We start from the raw sequence: 15,393 nt of genomic DNA on the forward strand, positions 1-15,393 counted from the left end.
ATCGAGCACGCCAACGCCAAGAACGACGTGGCTACTCAGCAGCAACAGGTGGACGCCATGATCACCGAGGGCGTGGATGCGATGCTGCTCGTGGCTGTGGACGCCACATCGCTGGGCTCGGCGGTCGAAGAGGCCGCCGACGCGGGCATCCCGGTGATCGCCTACGACCGGCTTGCTGAGGGCCCGATCTCGGGTCATGTGACCTTCGACGGCGAGGAGGTCGGCCGGCTCCAGGGCAGGGCGCTTCTGACGGCCATGGGTGACAGGGCGGACGGCGGCCAGATCGTCATGATGAACGGCGACTCCAGCGACCCCAACGCGACGTCGTTCAAGAAGGGCGCGCTGTCCGTACTCGACGGGAGGGTGAGGATCAGCAAGGCGTACGACACACACCAGTGGAGGACGGAGGAGGCGAACATGAACATGTCCGGCGCCATCTCCGCCCTCGGCGCCGACAACATCGACGGTGTCTACGCTGCCAACGACAGCCTCGCCGCCGGCAGCATCTCCGCCCTCAAAGGCAACAAGGTCAGCCCGCTGCCCCCCGTCACCGGGCAGGACGCCGAGCTCGGAGCGCTGCGGCGTATCGTCAGCGGCGATCAGTACATGACCGTCTACAAGCCGTTCGCTCCCGAGGCTTCCGCCGGTGCCGCGATGGCCGTGGCCGCGGCCCGCGGTGAAAGCCTGGACCGAGTTGCCAAGGACACGGTGAGGACGAGCAGTGGGAAGACGGTTCCGGCCGTCATGCTCACCCCGGTGTCCGTGACCGTCGACAACATCGAGGACACCGTGGTGAAGGACGGCGTGTACACCGTCCAGCAGATCTGCACCCCCCAACTCACGGCCGCCTGCAACAGGGCCGGGCTGACCTGACACGCCGGTTCCGGCCCGGCCCGGGCCCCGGAAGGAGATGGTTTCCGTGCCGGCTCCCCCCTTGCTGGCACTGCACGGGGTGTGCAAGCGCTTCGGTGTCGTCGAGGTCCTCACCGACGTCGAACTGGAGATTCACGCCGGCCAGGTCGTCGCTCTCCTCGGCGACAACGGGGCCGGTAAGTCCACCCTGGTCAAAGTGATCTCCGGCGTCGCCCCGGCGGACAAGGGCGTGATCGAGTGGGAGGGCGGGCCGGTCCACATCAGGCGCCCCCACGACGCCCGGGACCTCGGCATCGCCACCGTCTACCAGGACCTGGCGCTGTGCGGGAACCTCGACGTCGTCGGCAACGTGTTCCTCGGCCGGGAGATCCGCAGGTTCGGGTTCCTCGACGAGATGGAGATGGAGCGCCGCACCAGACGCTTGCTGGAACGTCTGACCAGGAACGTCCCCGATCTGCGCGCTCCCGTCGTCTCACTGTCCAGCGGCCAACGCCAGACGGTCGCCATCGCTCGCGCGCTCCTCGGCGGCCCACGCGTCCTCCTCCTGGACGAACCCACCGCAGCTCTGGGATTCGAGCAGACTACCGAGGTGCTGGACCTCGTCGACCAACTGCGTGACAGCGGCGTAGGAGTACTGCTCATCAGCCACAACCTGGGCGACGTGAAAGCTCTCGCGGACCGGGCCGCCGTACTGCGGCTCGGTCGCAACAACGGCTTCTTCGACGTGAACACCGCGTCCCAGGAACAGATCATCTCCTCCATCACCGGCGCCACGGAGAACGTGCCCCGCCGGCCGGCCGCCCGGGACGCGGTGTGGTGAAAGGACTGCGCACCATGGCCGACAACACGCGGACCGCCCCCGCACCCACCGACGAGGCCCGTCAACCGCACGCCGGGCGGGCCGTCGCCCATGCCGTTCAGGGACGGATGGCCGTCCTCCGGCGCAAACTCAGCGCCGGTGAACTGGGCTCACTCCCCGTCGTCCTGGTTCTTGCCGCAGTCTGGATCGTCTTCCAGTCCCTCAACGAGAACTTCCTCTCCCCCCGGAACCTGTCCAATCTCAGCGTCGACATCGTGGGCACGGGTCTGATCGCGGTCGGCATCGTCTTCGTGCTGCTGCTCGGTCAGCTCGACCTGTCGGTCGGCTCGATCAGCGGCCTCGCGGCGGCTGTCTTCGCCGTTCTGAACGTGAACAACGGCGTGCCGGAATGGCTCGCCGTCATCCTCGCGGTGCTCGCGGGTACCGCGGCGGGAACCATCCAGGGCTTCTCCTTCGCCAGAACCCGGGTGCCGGCATTCGTCGTCACACTGGCGGGGCTGCTCACCTGGAACGGCCTCATGCTCTACATCCTCGGGACCAGCGGCACCGTCAACCTCGACGAGAACGGGCTCGTCGCCAAGCTGACCAGCTACTACTTCACCAACGACGCCGTCGCCTACGCGGCGGCGGCGGTCGGCGCGGGCCTCGTCTTCCTCGTGCCCTACCAGGACATGCGCCGCCGCGAGGCCCTCGGCATGCCGCACCGTTCACTCCAGGGCATCGTGGTGCGCGCGGGAGCAGTGGCCGTGATCGCGTTCGCCGCCGCGTATCTGCTCAACCAGTTCCAGGGTCTGCCGCTCGCCCTGTTGATCTTCCTCGTGGTAGTGGGGGGCCTCGACATCGTGCTCCGCCACACGCACTACGGGCGGCAGGTCTACGCACTCGGCGGCGGCGTCGAGGCGGCCCGTCGCGCCAGCCTCCATGTGACGCGGGTGCAGACCGCGGTGCTCGCGGTCTCGGGCACCATGGCCGCGGTCGGCGGCCTGTTCCTGGCCTCGCGCATCACCTCGGTGAGCCAGGGTTCAGGCACGGGCGTCCTGCTGCTCAACGCCATCGCAGCGGCCGTCATCGGCGGCACCAGCCTGTTCGGGGGACGCGGTACGACCTGGTCCGCGGTGCTCGGCATGCTGGTCATCCAGTCGATCGCCTCGGGTATGGCGATCACGGACATCCACACCGCCGTGCAGTTCATGATCACAGGTGGGGTGCTCTTCGCGGCGGTGGTCTTCGACGCACTGTCACGACGCTCGCAGGAAGCGCACGGGCGGGCTTGACGAGCCGCCTCCACGGACGCAGACCGACCCGGCCGCTGCACACATGCAGGGACCGGGTCATTGGTCGAGCGTTGGGCAGGCCTTGCACCTGCATCTTCCCGCGGGTGGCGGGACGTCTTGCCTTGGACCACCAACGCATGGCCCGCCGCACGAGGTTCGGCGGTGCGTCCGAGATCCACGCTAGTGCGGGCATGCTCGCGGCGCGCGGTGATGTCGACCGATCGGGTGAGGCAGACTCGCGCCGGGTCCACGCCACCGGGCCGGCCATCGTGCCCCGGTAGCCCGCCGTCCGAGGCGATGCCGCTCAGAGCCACCCGTGGATGAAGAGCTCCCCTGCGTGTTCCAGCACGAATCGGGCTACCTGCCTGCCCAGCTCGATGCCCGCCTCGTCGGCCGATCTGGTGTGGATGCCGGAGAGGATGCGCGCCTCGACGTTCTCGTCCGCGAGTTGCCTCCACGTGGTGTACGTCCTTCTCACGCCTGGCGCGGTGGGGCTGGTCAGGTCGAAGGGGGCGGTGCGTGCCCCGAAGAGTGCCGACAGTACGGCCTCCGCGGCCCCTGCGTAGGTGGTGTGGCCGCTCGGGTAGTCGGGGTGGGCCGGCGTGGTGTGCAGCGGCGTCCAGTTCGGGTCGGGGTCGATCGCTCCGGTGCGGATCGCGGTGACCGGACGCCATCGTTCGTGGGCGTACTTGCTGTCGGAGGTCGCCACCTGGGTGTCGACGAGGGCGACGTGGAACAGGGCGATCCGCCGTGCCTGCTCGGCCGTTCCGTGCGGGGAGCGGGACAGGGCCACGCGCAGCGGCTCGGTGTAGAGGGTGAGGGAGGAGCCGAGCCAGAAGCTGGCCGTCTCCGTCTGGTGCGCGCTGCGCGCCGTGCTGTCCGCGGCGCCGTAGGCGCGTACCTCGGCGAGGTCGGCGGCGTAGCGGCGGGAATCCAGTGCCGGCGGCGGGCCGAGCCGGAACTGGCTCGGGGTCCTGAGCAGGAAGGGCTTGGCCAGACGGTTGCCGTACTGCGTCGCGGGCGCGTACGCCGGTGGTGTCGGCTGCCACCGGCCGGGCGCCGGGGCCGGCACCGGGTAGGGGGCGTTGACCGAGGCGGGATCGAGGCCGTCGCCCTGCCGGGAGTCGAGGACGAGCCGGGCCTGGCGTCGTCCGGCCGCGATGCCGAGGTCTCGGGCCTCGCCGTCGGGCAGCGAGGCGAGGGCCTGCCGCAGCGTCGTGTCGAGGTGCTCGGTGCGACTCGGAGCCAGGGTGACCAGCGTGTGGTGTACGGCGCCGGCGAGCGCCGCCTCCTGGTATGCGGCGCGGTCGACGCCTCCCGGCACGCTGCGGGTGGCGCGGGCCGCCGCGAGCCAGGCGATGGCCCAGGTGCGGCTGTTGGTGACCTGGGTGGACGCTCCGGCCGCCGCGAGGGTCTCGGCCGTGGCGTCGTACCAGGTCAGGACCGTGGAGATGCGGTCGGCCGCGGCGGCCTGCGGGACGGCGGCGAACGTGGTGAGTACGGCGGACGCGCCGAGGGCGACGATGGTGCGGCGGGTGGGGTGCGATCCGGGCGGGGTCACGCGTACTCCTTGGGTGAGGTGGGGACGGCGGTGGGACGCGGCAGTCCGTAGTGCTCGCGCAGGGTGGTGCCGTCGTACGTGGTGCGGAACAGGCCGCGCGCCTGCAGGATCGGCACCACCTGGTCGGCGAAGAGGTCGAAACCGCCGGGCAGCCAGGGCGGCATGATGTTGAAGCCGTCGGCGGCTCCCTGCTCGAACCACTCCTGGATCTGGTCGGCGACCTGTTCCGGTGTGCCGGCGACGACTCGGTGGCCGCGCGCCCCCGCGAGGCGGTGCAGAAGCTGGCGGACGGTGGGCTGTTCGCGGTCGATGATGTCGAGGACGAGCTGGAAGCGGCTGCCGTTGCCGCGTTCGCCGCTGGTCTCGATGAGCCGGCGGTCTACAGGGCCGTCGAGCTCGTCGGCGCTGAGCCGCAGGCCCAGCAGCCGGTGGAGCAGCTGGAGGGAGTACTCGGGCTGGGTGAGGTCGTTGAACTCCTCGTGCAGCGCGCGTGCTTCCGCCTCCGTGGACCCGATGAAGGGACTGATGCCGGGCAGGACCAGAACCTGGTCCGGGTTCCGGCCGAGGGCCGCGGCCCTCGCCTTGAGGTCGGCGTAGAACTCCTGGCCGCTGCGCAGGGTCTGGTGGGCGGTGAACACGGCCTCGGCGTGGGCCGCGGCGAAGGACCGGCCGTCCTGGGACGATCCCGCCTGGACGTAGACCGGGCGGCCCTGCGGAGAGCGGGGCAGGTTGAGCGGTCCGCGCACCTTCAGGTGGCGGCCCGTGTGGTTGATCTCGTGGATACGGTCGGTGTCGGCGAACAGCCCGCTCTTCCGGTCGGCGACGAGGGCCTCGTCCTCCCAGCTGTCCCACAGCTGGGTGACGACCTCGACGAACTCCCGCGCCCGGTCGTACCGTTCGGCGTGCACCGGGTGCGCGTCCAGGCCGAAGTTGCCGGCGGCCTGCGGCGCACCGGTGGTGACGATGTTCCATCCGGCGCGTCCCCGGCTGAGGTGATCCAGCGACGCGAAGAGCCGGGCCAGGTTGTACGGCTCGGTGTACGTGGTCGAGGCGGTGGCGATCAGCCCTATGCGCTCGGTGGCCGCGGCGATCGCGGACAGCCAGGTGAACGGCTCCAGCCGGAAGCGGCTGGCGTAGCGCACGTTGTCGGCCAGGGACGGGCCGTCGGCGAAGAAGACGGCGTCGAGCGTGGCCCGTTCGGCCCGGCGGGCGAGGTCCTGGTAGAAGCCGATGTCCAGGATGCGGCCGGGGTCGGTGCCGTGGTAGCGCCAGGCGGCCTCGTGGTGGCCGCCCGGGTAGACGAACAGGTTCAGATGCAGCTTCCGGGCACTCATGCCGCGCTGTCCTCCTCCACGGGGTCCACTCCGAGTTGAACGAGCAGCCGGCCGCGCAGTGCCGCGTACTCGGTGCTGCCGTGGCGGCGTGGCGCCGACAGCTCCACAGGAACGTCGGCCGCGATCCGGCCACGGTCGAGCACGACGACCCGGTCGGCCAGGGCGATGGCCTCGTCGACGTCGTGCGTGACCAGGAGCACGGCAGGCCGGTGCCGCTCACACAGGCGCTTGAGCAGCGCGTGCATCCGGATTCGGGTGAGCGCGTCCAGCGCGCCGAACGGTTCGTCGGCGAGGAGCAGTTGCGGCTCGCGTACGAGGGAGCGGGCGAGGGAGACACGCTGCTGCTCGCCACCGGACAGCTCCACCGGCCAGGCCTGCTCGCGGCCGGCTAGGCCGACTTCGGCAAGGGCGGCCCTGCCGCGCTCCTCGGCGAGCGGCCCGTTCAGGCCCAGGACGACATTGTCGAGCAGCCGTTTCCAGGGCAGCAGCCGTGCGTCCTGGAAGACGACGGAGACATGCTCGGGGGCGGTGAGGTCGCCGCTGCCCGCCACGTCGTGGTCGAGCCGGGCCAGCGCGCGCAGCAGGGTGCTCTTACCGGATCCGCTGCGCCCGAGCAGGGCCACGAACTCTCCGGGGGCGATGGCCAGGTCCAGTCCGTCCAGCACCCTGCGCTGCCCGAAGGAACGCACCAGGTTCTCGATCCGGACCGTCGGGCGGCCGTCGGTGTCATTCAGCCCGCCAGGGTGCGTCGCCATGACAGGGCCCTCCTCTCCACGAGCCGTACGAGGGCGTCGGAGACGAGGCCGAGCAGACCGTAGACGACGAGTCCGACGATGATGATGTCGGTCTGTCCGTAGGTCCGCGCGAGCTCCATCATGTAGCCGATGCCGCTGGTGGCGTTGACCTGTTCGACGACCACCAGCGCGAGCCAGGCGGCGGTCACCGCGAACCGCATGCCGAGCAGGAAGCCGGGGAGGGCCCCGGGCAGGACGACATGGCGGACGAAGCCGAGCCTGCCGAGCCGTACCGTCTCGGCGAGTTCGGCGTAGCGGTTGTCGATGGTGCGCAGTCCGTTGTGCGTGTGGATGTAGATCGGGACGAAGACGCCGAGCGCGATCGTGATCACCTTCATCGTCTCGCCGATGCCGAACCAGAGGATGAGCAGCGGGATCAGCGCCAGCGAGGGGATGGCCCGCTTGATCTGCACGGGGCCGTCGATCACCGCCTCGCCGAGTCGGCTGAGACCGGACACGAGCGCGAGGACCAGCCCGGCGAGCACGCCGAAGAGCAGTCCGAACAGGGCGCGTTGGGCGGAGGTGGCGAGGTTGGACTGGAGTCGTCCGTCGGCGATGAGGTCGCCGGTGGTCTGCGCGATGATCCACGGTGCCGGCAGACTGCGGGCGTCGATGAGGCCGAGGCCGGAGCCCGCCGCCCAGAGCGCGAGCAACAGCAGCGGGCCGATCGCCCAGCCGTAGGGTACGGGCCGACCGGGGCCGAGCCGTTTGCGGCCGGTACGGCGAGTGAGGACGGCGGGCGCCGGGGTGTGCACGGCCGGCGCGGCCTGTCGGTCGAAGGCCGTGCTGCTCATGACGGCGTCCCTTCTCCGGCGATGGCCTCGGCGGCCACCGGCTCGTAGCGGCGGTCGAACAGGAGGTCCGCGGTGAAGGGCTCCCGGTTCTGCTCCTTGGCGAGCAGGTCGACGGTCTGCTGCTGACGGCGGATGGCGGCGGTCCAGTCCGCGGGAATGTCCGGGTGACCGGCGCGCGCGACGAGATACTCACCGTCCTCGCGGCTCAGCCCCTGGTCCTTGACGTAGTAGCCCGCGACCCATTCCTTCGGGTGCTGGTCGATCCAGATCTGCGCTCGCGCCCAGAAGGTGATGAGCTCCCTGATCGCGGCCGACTTCTGTGCGTCGCTGACGGATTCGGTGAGCGCCCACAGATGGGCGGGGTCGTCGCGCAGCCCGTGTTTGATCGTCGTGCCGCCGTCTTTTCCATACTTCGTCAGATAGCGCTTGATATTGACGTCCCCGAGAGGGGCGGCATCCACTTGCCGGTTTCCGAGCGCCGTGGGATAGACGTCGCCGGTGCTGGCGATTTCTACGAGTTCCACGTCCTTCTGGGTGAGGCCGGCCTTGGCCAGGATGCGCAGGACCAAGGCGCCCTGGGCCTGTCCCGGGCTGTAGGCGATCTTCTTTCCGCGCAGGTCGGCGAGGGTGGTGATGTCGGCGCCCGGGGCGATACCCAGCTCGTATATCGGGTTTTCGATGGGGTCCTTGCGGAATTTCGCCGCCACGAGCTTGGTGTCGAGTCCTGTCCAGTGGGCGTTGATCGACGGGATCTCCGCGGCCGAGCAGATGTCGAGCGCGTCGGCCCGGAAGGCCTCGGAGCACTGGGGGCCACCGCTGATATTGGCCCACTTCACCTTGAACGGCAGCTTGTCGATCTGCCCGGACAGCTCCAGGGCGACCTTGAGGTCGGGCGTGCCGACCGTGAGAGTGGTGCCGGGAGAGACCGTACCCGGGATCTTCTCGGCGGAGACGTCCTTGCTGCCGGCCGTGGACTGCGCGCTGTCCACGCATGAGGTGAGGGCGAAAGGGAGGGCCACAGCGGCCACGATGGTGAGGTGCCGAAATCCGGGCATGCGTATGCGAGGGGTCATGATGGCCTTCACAAAGATGGGAGAAACCGCTCTGGAAAACGGGTTACGACACCGGAGACGGTGCAACCGAAACGGAAGCGGGCGGGACGGGCAGTTGGGTGCAGGTCAGCGACACACCGCGGTGGCGACGCGCATCAGATCGATGGCTCGCCTCTTTCGGAACTGCCGGGGCTTCCGCATGCCGACGAAGCTAGCTGTACGTCAAAAACCGGTCAAGGAGCGGGCATTGGTTTCGCCGCCACTGCAATGACAGCTTCGTCGGTGCGCCATGTATGCGTAACAAATCAGCGTGGCGAGTGCCGGCCGAGCCCTGTCACCGAGTGGCCCTGTCACCGGCGATCGCTCAGGAACCGTACTTCAGACGACCGGCTCGCCGATTCCCAGCAGGTTCCCCTCACTGTCACGGAACCAGGCGGCGCGTTCACCATGTGCGCCCTTGCTCGGGTAGTTGCCTTCGACCTCGGCGATCCCGTCCCTGGTGCGCAACCCAGGTACATCAACCTCTTCGAACACCACACCGCGCCGTTTGAGCTCCGACACGACGGTCTCGATGTCGTCGACCTCCCATGCCATCTGGGTGAAGGTACCGGGAGAGGCTCCGATTGATCGGAACACCACGAAGTCCGCGCCGCCGCACCGGTACAGCAGCCCACCGGGCCGTTCGTCGACTGGCTCCAGGCCGAGCCGCTCGGAGTAGAAACGGCGTGCCCGGTCCAGATTCTGGGCGGGAAGCCGGGTCGCCACGCGTGCCCGGCCCAGAAGGTTCCGGTCGTCTGCGTCCATGTCTCCAGTGTGCCGTGGGCAGCGGCCGAGGGCCTGTGCAAGGGTGCTTCGGGCGTTGACACCCTCGGCATACAGAGGACTTCGTGCATCTGCATCCCCGCTCCCTGTCCGGCTGGACCATGGCCGTGTTCGGGGTTGTGAGCAGGTGGCGGTCGACGGCGCTTGGGGGTGTTGTGGCGTGTATGGGTGAGCGTCCGGGCAGTGGCAGGCACGCTTGCCGGCGGGGAACGAGAGTTCTTGCATCGAATGCGTGACCTTCGCCGGTGGTGGTCGTTGGGTGTGGTGACGGATTTCTTCGACACCGGGCCAGGGGTGAAGGGGTGAGTGGACTGCGGGAGGTGGCGGCGCCGTTCGTGGTGCCCGGCCCCTCGGGGGTCGCGATCCGTACCCGGCTCAAGCACCTGACCGCCGAGGACGAGAAGGTGCTCCGCCTGGTCGGCGACCACCTCGGTTCGCTCGCCTCCCGTGATCTGAAGGTGCGGTGCGCGGCCGGGCTGGAGCACGACAGTGAGCAGTGGGCCGAGCGCAAGCGCACCCTCACGGAGGAGTCCTCCTCCCGCTGGGCAGGCAGCACCACGAAGGCCACCCACGATCAGTGGGCGCTCGCCCGGCGCGGCCAGCTCGCACACATCCAGAACCTGGAAGCGGGTGTGCGCACCATCGCGCACCGGCTGTCCCTGCCCGTGGGTGAGAAAGGCGGCAAGCGCGCGCCGGGTGGCTACCGCAGCAAGCAGGAGTGGTTCGCCAAGACCCGCCGCCTGCACCTGCTCGAAGACCGGCTCGAGGCGGCGCGGGCCGACCGCGAGGCCGGCGTCGTGCACGTGGTGCGCGGCGGGAAACGGCTGCTGAACACCCGCCACCACCTGGACGCCGCCCGGCTCACCGAGCCGCAATGGCGCAAGCGGTGGCAGGCCGGACGCCGGTTCCTGCAGGCCGACGGCGAGGCCGGGAAGCGGTACGGCAACGAGACCATCCGCGTCACCCCCGACGGCGAGGTCTCGGTCAAACTCCCGGCGCCACTGGCTCACCTGGCGAACGCCCCGCACGGCCGGTACGTGCTCACCGCCCGCGCGAACTTCCCGCACCGGGCCAAGCAGTGGGCCGACCGCGTCAGTGCCCACCGGGCCGTCGCCTACCGCATCCACGAAGACACAGGCCGGGGCCGCTGGTACCTGACCGCGTCATGGACCATCCCACCGGTGACGACCGTCCCCCTGCGAGCGGCCCGCATGAACGGCCTGATCGGCGTCGACACCAACGCCGACCACCTCGCCGCCTGGCGCCTCGACACCCACGGCAACCCCGTCGGCGAACCCCTCCGGTTCGGCTACGACCTCACCGGCACCACCGGCCACCGCGACGCCCAGGTCCGGCACGCCCTGATCCGCCTGCTGCACTGGGCCAGACGCCACGGCCTCGCCCTCGCGGTCGAGGACCTCGACTTCACGGCGGAGAAGACGCGGGAGAAGCACGGGCAGCGCAAGCGGTTCCGGCAGGTCATCTCGGGGTTCCCGACATCAAGGCTGCGGGCCCGGCTCGTCAGCATGGCGGCCGAACTTGGCATCACCCTCGTCGCCGTCGACCCGGCCTACACCTCCAAGTGGGGCGCCCAGCACTGGCACAAGCCCCTCACCACGAAGACACGCAAGACCACCCGCCACGACGCTGCCGCCGTGGCGATCGGCAGGCGCGCCCTGGGGCACCCGATCCGGCGACGGACGGCACCGCCCCCGCAGCACCAGAGCGATGCTGCGGGGCATCGGACCGTCCAGGCCCGACCGGGCACCCTGGGGCGTGAGGGAAACCGCCCCCGCAGTCCCGGACCACGGACACGATCCGTGCGCGCCGGACGCGGAGCGAACGCGGTGGACCAGAACGCCCAACACCGTTCGGGGCGTTCGGCTGAGCATGAGTTCTGGCAACAGAACTCACTGCCGCTCAGCCTCTATGAACGGTTCTCGCCGCCGCCATGGGCACGGTGGGGCTGATCGCCCCGGACGCCCTGCTCACCCTCATGGGCCTTACACCCGTAGCAGGCTCTGGGCGCGCGGAGGCAGACCACACCCTGGTCTTTCTCACCGCCTCCGCCATGGCGGCGCTCAACATGGGCGTGTACTACGTGCTGGCCTCGCTCACCGACTGGAAGGCATTCTTCCGCTGGACTGTCCCCTTCCGCCTGCTCACCTGCACCGTCTTCACACTCGCTGTGATCAGCGGCCGAGCGCCGACCGCCTTCCTGGGCGTGGGCCTGTGGGAGGGACTCGGTGCCGTGGCGACGGGTGCGGCCCTCCGCTACGAAAGGCAGCGCATCCCCGCCGAGGTCGACGGCCCGGCCGCCGCCTGACGCCGGGCGATCCGCCGCAGACCAGCTGCTTGCCGGGCGGCGGCAGCATGGCCGTCACGCCTTATGGGTGGCGGCTGCCGCGAACCGCCGACCGGATCCTGGTCCGCGGGTGCGGCACCTCCCTAGCCTCGGGGCATGGCGACCCTGTGGGACCTCATGCACGACTGCATCCCCGACGACCACGCCCGCCAGGTCACTTCGCGCTACTACCTCGACGAGGTCATGAGCGCGCCGGGCGCCCCGGACCAGGTGGTCGACCTGGGGTGCGGGCGGGGCACGTCCGCGGCGCTCTTCAAGAGACACGATCCGAAGGTGCGGTGGCTGGGAGTCGACATCCCCCGCTCTCCGGAAGCCAGGCAGCGCACACCCGGCGGCGATCCGCTGGTCCACTTCGACGGCATCCACCTGCCCCTCGGCTCGGACAGCGTGCCGCTGATCTACTCGCACCAGGTCTTCGAGCATGTCTCGCACCCGCGGGACCTGCTGGCGGAGGTCGGCCGGGTGCTGCGGCCGGACGGGCTGTTCATCGGCAGCACGTCCCAGTTCGAGCCGTACCACTCCTTCAGCCTGTGGAACTACACGCCGTACGGATTCCGGGTGCTGGTCGAGGAGGCCGGGCTCGCCCTGGAGGAGATCCGGCCCTCCCTGGACGGGGTGACCCTGATCATGCGTTCCTACCACGGCGAGCGGAAGGCGGAGTACGGGCGGTACTGGAACGAGGAGTCCCCGCTCAACGCCGAGATCGACAGTTGGGCGATGCACACGAGGCGGCGGACGGCCCTGGTGAACCTGCGCAAGCTCACCTTCTGCGGACAGTTCGCGTTCCGGGTCACAAAACCCCAGCGCCGGGTCTGAGGCCGGCCGGGCCCTGGCCGCAGCCGGCCCCGGGGACTCGGACCGTCAGCGGGACACCAGCAGTTCCGTCCAGTTCCGGGCGACGCGCTGCAGTGAGAACTCCTCCCGCACCTGTCGACGGGCCAGCTCCCCGGCGTCCCGCCAGCCTTCCTCCCCCAGCCCGGCCAGCGCGTTCGCCATCGCCTCCGGGTCCTCGTGGATCCACCGCCGGTCGTAGATCTCGTCCGCCCCCGGCCACGGCAGCAGGGCGGGGACGGCGGCGGAGGCCATGCCCTCGGCCGGGGCGAGGTGGAAACTCTCGTCGTCGCTGGTGGACAGCACATGTCCGACGCGCCTCAGCCAGCTCGCCACGTCTGCCCCGAACTCGTCGAAGACCACCGCCCCCTCGAGCAGCGGCGAGGTCTGCATACGGCGCAGTACGGCGTCGTAGTGCGCGCGTTCCTCGGGCTTGTTCCAGATCCACCAGTACTCCCAGGGCGGCTTGGACTTGACCGAGAGGTGCCAGCGCCGGTCCTGGGCGCGCAGCGTCTCGAGGACGTCGAGGCCGAGGTCGAGGCGTTTGCGGCTGGGCGCGATACCGATCATGCCCAGGCGGAAGCGGGCGCCGGGCACCTTGGGGCGGTCGAGCTGGTCGGTGTCCACCCAGTTCGGGATGACCGTGACCTTCGGCTCCGGCCAGCCCGTGTGCTCCAGGGTGCGGCGGACGTAGTACGAGCTGACGCAGATCACCGTGTCGACCGCGTCGATGTCGACCTGCCGCGGCCAGGCGGCGTCCAGTTCGAAGCGGTGCAGCCGGACGATGAGCCGGCTGCCGTGCCGCTTGTGGCGGCTGTACCAGACGGCGGCCGGACCGCACCACTCGACGACCACCACGTCGGCCCACTCGGCGAGTTCCCGGCTCGCGGCCGGGTCGTGGCGGGCGAGCGCCGGCCAGGCGTCGATGCGTACGTCGAGGCCGGGCAACGCACGGAAGTGGTCGAGGAGCCGGGTGAGGAACTTCAGGTCGTGGCCCGCGACGCCGACCCGCAGCGGCCGCAGCCGGGCGGCCACGGCGGGCGGTGCCGCAGGGAAGGCCTGGTCGAGCTGGGTGCGCCAGCGATCCGCCGCGGCCTGGAGCGTGTACCGGGCGGCCACGTCCCGGCAGCGGTCGGCGGCCAGACGTCTGACCTCCGGCTCGCGTACGGCACGGGCGATCGCCTCGACGGCGTCGTCGAGTCCGGCGCGCCCGGGCACGTACAGCGGATAGTCGCCGCCGAGCAGCGCCTCGTGGGCGGGCGTGCGGTTGAGGACGACGGGCAGTCCGAGTGCGCCGAACTCCAGGACCTTGGTGGACAGTTCGAGGCTCGCATCGAGGATGGGCTCGCGCCAGCCGAGGCCGAGGTCGCAGTCGGCGGCGATGCGCATGGCCTCCTCGCGCGGCTGCCCTCCGTGGTGCTCGACGCCCGGTGTGCCGTCCAGCGCGCGGGCCATGGCGGCCCGGAAGCCCGGGTGGGCCCGGTCGTCGTGGATCTTGTCCCCGACGGTGTGCAGCTCGGCCCGGATGCCCCGTTCGGCGAGCAGGGACGGCAGCCGTGTCATGGGCAGGGTGTTCCACAGGGGTGCGTACTTGCCGGTGTAGACGAGCCGGAAGGGGTCGTGCGGTCGCTCGTGCTCCGGCACCGGGAAGCCGGGCTCGGGTACCGCGGGCGGGCTGAGCACGCACTTGCCGCAGGCCTCGGGCACCCAGGTCTCCAGCAGACAGCGCAGCTCCTCGGTCTGGCACAGCAGTCGCTGGGAGGCGTCGGCGATACGGGCGAGCTCTGCGCGGGCCTCCTCGGTCATCTCGGCGGCCGACTGCGGAATGTCGGTCAGGTAGGTCCAGATCCGTCCCTCGAAACGACCGTCCGCGACCACCCGCGCGACCAGTCTGCGGCCACGCAGCACCAGCAGGTCACAGGGCTCGTCCTCATCGAGCCGGGCGAGCACCTGCGAGGCCTGCACAGGGGACAGCGGCCGGTCGGCCAGCCCGGGCAGCAGCCGTTCCTCGCACGGACGGACCACCGTGACCCCGGGCAGCCCGGCCAGCGGATCGATCAACCGCTCGGTGTGCACGGGCGCCTTGAGGACGAGCCTGGTCCCACAGCCCGCCCGTGACAGTGCCTGCACCGTCGACTGGGCCCACACCGCGGAGCCGTCGATCAGATTGAGGTCGACATCGCCGTAGACGATGGCATTCAGCGTCCGGCTCATGAGGGCTCCTTCCCGCACCAGGCGAACAGGCGGTGCCCCTGTCGCGCCCACAGCTGGGGCGGCACACCGGATGTCAGCAGCGACCGGCGCACCAGCAGAGGGCGCAGTTCGGGTACGAAGGTGTAGTCGTCGGCGGCGAGTGTGCTGCCCACCGCGTCGGCGCCGGAGTGCTCCTGCGCGCACATCAGGTCGAGCAGCAGCGTGCCGGGGCGGTCCTCGGCCGGGTCCGTCCAGTCGGCCACCCACGGTGCGAGGGGCTCGCCGGTGCGTACGGTCACGCCGGCGGCGGTGAGTTCGTCGAGTCCGGTGGGATCGGGGACGACGACCTCGGCCGGCCGGTGCATCTGGTCGAGCACCTGGGCGACGAGCCGGGCGATGTCGGCCCGGTCCTGTGGGGCGGCCAGCACGCAGATGCGGCGTTCGTCCAGCGGATCGGGGGCGCCGATCCGTCGGGCCAGCTCCGACAGGCGGACGCGGGTGCTGTCCGTCCGGAACACCTCGCGCAGTCGCTGTCTGCCGTCCGCGGCCGGGTCCAGGCTCGCGAGGCGCACACCGGTGTCGGTGTCGAGGACGGCGTCCCAGGTGAGCCGCGCGAGTCCGGGGGCCGCCGATGCCGGGCCGTCGCGCCACAACACGCAGGAGCGGCCCGACGCCCATAC

General features: G+C 70.4%; 14 protein-coding genes. 6 read left to right on the plus strand and 8 right to left on the minus strand.

What is annotated here, in order from left to right:
• From ACTWQJ_RS28700 to ACTWQJ_RS28710, 3 genes are all read left to right on the plus strand, one after another.
• On the plus strand, positions 1-873 hold an 873-nt coding region (locus ACTWQJ_RS28700; protein WP_443309442.1), incomplete at its 5' end, for a sugar ABC transporter substrate-binding protein.
• A 37-nt stretch (positions 874-910) separates the two neighbouring features.
• Positions 911-1,693 carry an ATP-binding cassette domain-containing protein gene (locus tag ACTWQJ_RS28705; protein WP_443309443.1) on the plus strand — a complete coding sequence of 261 codons (783 nt, stop codon included), beginning with the start codon at positions 911-913 and terminating at the stop codon, positions 1,691-1,693.
• 14 nt (positions 1,694-1,707) lie between these two features.
• Positions 1,708-2,967: a sugar ABC transporter permease gene (locus ACTWQJ_RS28710; RefSeq protein ID WP_443309444.1), complete on the plus strand. Its 1,260-nt coding sequence runs from the start codon at positions 1,708-1,710 to the stop codon at positions 2,965-2,967.
• A gap of 304 nt (positions 2,968-3,271) precedes the next feature.
• On the opposite strand, the gene ACTWQJ_RS28715 is transcribed toward ACTWQJ_RS28710, so the two are convergent.
• From ACTWQJ_RS28715 to ACTWQJ_RS28740, 6 genes are all read right to left on the minus strand, one after another.
• Positions 3,272-4,528 (minus strand): vanadium-dependent haloperoxidase, encoded by a 1,257-nt coding sequence (locus ACTWQJ_RS28715; RefSeq protein WP_443309445.1) that lies wholly within the window; start codon positions 4,526-4,528, stop codon positions 3,272-3,274.
• Positions 4,525-5,862 carry an LLM class flavin-dependent oxidoreductase gene (locus tag ACTWQJ_RS28720; RefSeq protein ID WP_443309446.1) on the minus strand — a complete coding sequence of 446 codons (1,338 nt, stop codon included), beginning with the start codon at positions 5,860-5,862 and terminating at the stop codon, positions 4,525-4,527. The genes ACTWQJ_RS28715 and ACTWQJ_RS28720 overlap by 4 nt, the downstream gene beginning before the upstream one ends.
• The gene (locus ACTWQJ_RS28725) at positions 5,859-6,617 is read right to left on the minus strand and encodes an ABC transporter ATP-binding protein (RefSeq protein ID WP_443309447.1); all 759 of its coding nucleotides are present in this window, start codon (positions 6,615-6,617) and stop codon (positions 5,859-5,861) included. Before ACTWQJ_RS28725 ends, ACTWQJ_RS28720 begins: the two co-directional genes overlap by 4 nt.
• Positions 6,593-7,450: an ABC transporter permease gene (locus ACTWQJ_RS28730; RefSeq protein WP_443309448.1), complete on the minus strand. Its 858-nt coding sequence runs from the start codon at positions 7,448-7,450 to the stop codon at positions 6,593-6,595. The genes ACTWQJ_RS28725 and ACTWQJ_RS28730 overlap by 25 nt, the downstream gene beginning before the upstream one ends.
• Positions 7,447-8,523: an ABC transporter substrate-binding protein gene (locus ACTWQJ_RS28735; RefSeq protein ID WP_443309449.1), complete on the minus strand. Its 1,077-nt coding sequence runs from the start codon at positions 8,521-8,523 to the stop codon at positions 7,447-7,449. Before ACTWQJ_RS28735 ends, ACTWQJ_RS28730 begins: the two co-directional genes overlap by 4 nt.
• Positions 8,524-8,880: 357 nt before the next feature.
• A complete protein-coding gene (locus tag ACTWQJ_RS28740) occupies positions 8,881-9,306 on the minus strand; it encodes a VOC family protein (protein WP_443309450.1) in 426 nt (141 codons plus the stop codon).
• Between the two features lie 320 nt (positions 9,307-9,626).
• On the opposite strand from ACTWQJ_RS28740, the gene ACTWQJ_RS28745 reads away from it, so the two are divergent.
• The 3 genes from ACTWQJ_RS28745 (at position 9,627) to ACTWQJ_RS28755 (ending at position 12,505) form a co-directional block, all read left to right on the plus strand.
• The gene (locus ACTWQJ_RS28745; RefSeq protein WP_443309451.1) at positions 9,627-11,294 is read left to right on the plus strand and encodes an IS200/IS605 family accessory protein TnpB-related protein; all 1,668 of its coding nucleotides are present in this window, start codon (positions 9,627-9,629) and stop codon (positions 11,292-11,294) included.
• On the plus strand, positions 11,276-11,650 hold the full coding sequence (locus tag ACTWQJ_RS28750) for a hypothetical protein (protein WP_443309452.1): 375 nt from the start codon (positions 11,276-11,278) through the stop codon (positions 11,648-11,650). The genes ACTWQJ_RS28745 and ACTWQJ_RS28750 overlap by 19 nt, the downstream gene beginning before the upstream one ends.
• A 135-nt stretch (positions 11,651-11,785) precedes the next feature.
• Positions 11,786-12,505 (plus strand): class I SAM-dependent methyltransferase, encoded by a 720-nt coding sequence (locus tag ACTWQJ_RS28755; RefSeq protein ID WP_443309453.1) that lies wholly within the window; start codon positions 11,786-11,788, stop codon positions 12,503-12,505.
• A 45-nt stretch (positions 12,506-12,550) separates the two neighbouring features.
• Here the strand turns inward: ACTWQJ_RS28755 and ACTWQJ_RS28760 are convergent, their stop codons facing one another.
• Positions 12,551-14,734 carry a glycosyltransferase gene (locus ACTWQJ_RS28760; protein ID WP_443309454.1) on the minus strand — a complete coding sequence of 728 codons (2,184 nt, stop codon included), beginning with the start codon at positions 14,732-14,734 and terminating at the stop codon, positions 12,551-12,553.
• The coding region (locus ACTWQJ_RS28765) for a hypothetical protein (protein ID WP_443309455.1) at positions 14,731-15,393 on the minus strand (663 nt) is incomplete at its 5' end. The genes ACTWQJ_RS28760 and ACTWQJ_RS28765, both read right to left, overlap by 4 nt.

Source organism: Streptomyces sp. KR55 (assembly GCF_052245645.1).
Lineage (GTDB): Bacteria > Actinomycetota > Actinomycetes > Streptomycetales > Streptomycetaceae > Streptomyces > Streptomyces flavusporus.

Bases quoted from the DNA above. Each gene is read 5' to 3' on its own strand.
- ACTWQJ_RS28760 (WP_443309454.1), bottom strand. From the start codon at position 14,734: ATGAGCCGGACGCTGAATGCCATCGTCTACGGCGATGTCGACCTCAAT.
- ACTWQJ_RS28750 (WP_443309452.1), top strand. From the start codon at position 11,276: ATGGGCACGGTGGGGCTGATCGCCCCGGACGCCCTGCTCACCCTCATG.
- ACTWQJ_RS28755 (WP_443309453.1), top strand. From the start codon at position 11,786: ATGGCGACCCTGTGGGACCTCATGCACGACTGCATCCCCGACGACCAC.
- ACTWQJ_RS28710 (WP_443309444.1), top strand. From the start codon at position 1,708: ATGGCCGACAACACGCGGACCGCCCCCGCACCCACCGACGAGGCCCGT.
- ACTWQJ_RS28720 (WP_443309446.1), bottom strand. From the start codon at position 5,862: ATGAGTGCCCGGAAGCTGCATCTGAACCTGTTCGTCTACCCGGGCGGC.
- ACTWQJ_RS28735 (WP_443309449.1), bottom strand. From the start codon at position 8,523: ATGACCCCTCGCATACGCATGCCCGGATTTCGGCACCTCACCATCGTG.
- ACTWQJ_RS28730 (WP_443309448.1), bottom strand. From the start codon at position 7,450: ATGAGCAGCACGGCCTTCGACCGACAGGCCGCGCCGGCCGTGCACACC.
- ACTWQJ_RS28725 (WP_443309447.1), bottom strand. From the start codon at position 6,617: ATGGCGACGCACCCTGGCGGGCTGAATGACACCGACGGCCGCCCGACG.
- ACTWQJ_RS28740 (WP_443309450.1), bottom strand. From the start codon at position 9,306: ATGGACGCAGACGACCGGAACCTTCTGGGCCGGGCACGCGTGGCGACC.
- ACTWQJ_RS28705 (WP_443309443.1), top strand. From the start codon at position 911: ATGGTTTCCGTGCCGGCTCCCCCCTTGCTGGCACTGCACGGGGTGTGC.